1 protein-coding gene is annotated in these 2,930 nt (G+C 47.8%); it reads left to right on the forward strand.

Going from position 1 to position 2,930, the window contains the following annotated elements; genetic code table 11:
- Positions 1-340 precede the first annotated feature (340 nt).
- Positions 341-2,930 (forward strand): hypothetical protein (locus ACWVCM_RS04305; protein ID WP_455200483.1); only part of this gene is annotated, 2,590 nt, incomplete at its 3' end.

Consider the following 2,930-nt stretch of genomic DNA (forward strand, 5'->3'; position numbering starts at 1 on the left):
ATCCCATAGATTAAACTCACCTTTACGAGTGCTAACGTTTTAGTAAGTACGTTCAATAGTTCGCGCATTGTTTCTGAATCCGGAAGTAAATAGCTCGAAACCACCTGCTCTGACGCGTTATCTACAATATGTTGGCCTGGATATCTGCTTTAACAGCAACGCTGATATTGAATTGAGCCCATATCATGAAGGAAATGTGAACTTTTTAAGTATATATCGATTTATTACTTACGAATAATGTTAGGTGTGTATATACTGGCGAAACGTTGGACTTTCAACAAAAGCGGTAAGCAAGGTCTACGTAATATGTTGATTTGTAAGGATTAGGGGGGCAAGCAGGATGATTCAAGCACAGAGCCAAGGGCTGATTGGCTACGTATTCACTTTATTTCTGATCATATTAGTCACTGGGTGCAGTGGCGGTGGAGGAGATACAGGTTTAGCACCCGGCACAAATCCTCCCGGCACTAATCCACCTGGTACCAATCCACCAGCCAATACTGTTATAACAGTTAGCATTACGGCCAATGCAGGGCCTATTACTTCAGTAACGGTTGGTGATCTCGTTTCACTTAACGGATCTGCTTCAAGTATACCGGCTGCTTCACTGACCTATTCCTGGTCCTTTAATGCAAAACCGGATGGTAGTAACGCGGAGCTAGTGGGTGCTACGACTTTAACACCCAGTTTTACTGCCGATGTCGTAGGAACTTATATTGTCGAAATGTATGTCGACGCCGGTGGTAATGATAATTCACGTGCCATTGTAACCGTGATTGCTGCCGTCGCTGGTGATCCTCGTCCCACGGGACCAGCGCATCATGCAGGATTGTCATCAAATTGTGGTAATTGCCATAACGGTAATGTAGATGTCGGTAAATCAGCCGATCATATTGGTACCAGTAACATGTGTCAGGCCTGTCATACCACCCTGTCTTTTTCTGAAATTCCCGTCGTGGATCATCTCGAAGTTTTTGGCAATTGCAGCACCTGCCATGATGGTATAACCGCCATTGGTAAATCAGATGCCCATGTGGAGACGAATGCCGAATGTAATGATTGCCATAGTACTACTGCGTTCCTTGAACTGGAAGCGGATGGTAGCTTTGACCATAGCAACATTAACAGAGCATGCTCTACCTGCCACAATGGAATTGTTGCCACGGGGAAAAATGATACACATATTCAAACAGACAGTGAATGTAATCATTGTCATACTGTACAAAGTTTTATACCTGCTACTGGCTTCGATCATGACGGCATCATTAATGATTGTTCAAGGTCTGGTTGCCATGGCGATGGCGCAACGGGCAAATCGGTAGATCATATCGTGACTACCCTGGATTGCGCTGTTTGCCATGATATCCTGGGCTTCTCTCTAAACGGTGAGAAATTCGATCACTCCCTGGTGAGTGCCGATGAACAAGCTTGCGAATCATGTCACAACAACGTTAATGCCATTGGCAAGGATGAGAAGCTGGTCCGGACCGGTGAAGCACACCTTGACACCACTGCCGATTGTGGAAATTGTCATAACACCACCGCTTTCACTCCATCTTATGTTGATCATACATCTGTTGAAGTGACGAGTCGGTCATGCAACGAATGTCATAATGGCATTGATGCACCGGGTATGTCGGTTAACCACATGGACATAGGTGCTCAGGATTGCAATGTTTGCCATGCCCCGGGTACTTTTACCAGTAATACCTTTGACCATGCCGGCGTCGATCTAAATAACTGCGCGTCATGCCACAATCACGAGATCAGTGTTGGTAAGCCGGGCAATCACGTGGAAACCACGGAAGATTGTTCTGTCTGTCATGCGATTGACAATTTTGACAGCTTTGCCGGCGCGATTTTCAATCACGCAGGTATCGTTGATAACTGTGCTTCCTGTCACGATGGAAATATTGCTACTGGCAAGAAAGTGAATCATATCCCAACATCGGATGACTGCAGCACATGCCACATCGATACCAATCCGGGCGGATTCGCCAATTCGATCTTCCTGAGTACGGTTCACCTGGGTATAACCGATAACTGTGCTTCCTGTCATGACGGCACGTTTGCAGTGGGCAAGATAACGAACCATATCCCGACACAGGATGACTGCAGTGCCTGTCATAACTCCACGGCTGTGGGTGATCCTAATAATCCGACGGATGGATTTTTATCAACGACATTTCTTGATAATCCGGGTGGGGTACACGTCGGTCTTACCGGTGGTTGTGGTGGTTGCCACAGGGATCAATTCATGGATCCTGGCTTTTTTAAAGACCCCAACACTCATGTACCGACGGATCAGGATTGTCGCTTCTGTCATAACAATACGGGATTATTCTCAGACACGATTTTTGATCACTCCGGTATCACGGGGAATTGTGAGTCTTGTCATGACGGAAGTTTTACGGCGATTGGAGCCAGAGGTAAGGCTGATGATCCGACGCCCCCTCATCCGGACACTACCGAGGATTGCGGCGCGTGTCATAACACTACCAATTTCGCCGATGCGTTCGTCGATCACACGAGCCCTGAGGTTCTCAATGCCCGCTGTGACTCCTGCCATGGTGTTACAGCAACAGGAAAGGATGCTAACCATCTTCCAACCAACGAAGACTGCCGTGTCTGTCACGTGCCTGGCACCTTTGCAAACGCGGTGTTCGATCATACCGGTATCGTTGACAACTGTACCTCGTGCCACAATGGCACCGATGCGACAGGTAAGCCTAATGGTCACATTCCCACGAATGAGGATTGCTCCGTGTGCCATAACACCACGGCGTTTGCCGGCGCGCAGTTTGATCACCAGGGCATTACCGGTAACTGTGCTTCCTGTCATGATGGTACAACCGCCACGGGCAAAACAGTGAACCACGTACCCACCAACCAGGATTGCAGCCAGTGTCACAGGACCACGGGCTTCATCC

Source organism: Kaarinaea lacus (genome assembly GCF_975902315.1).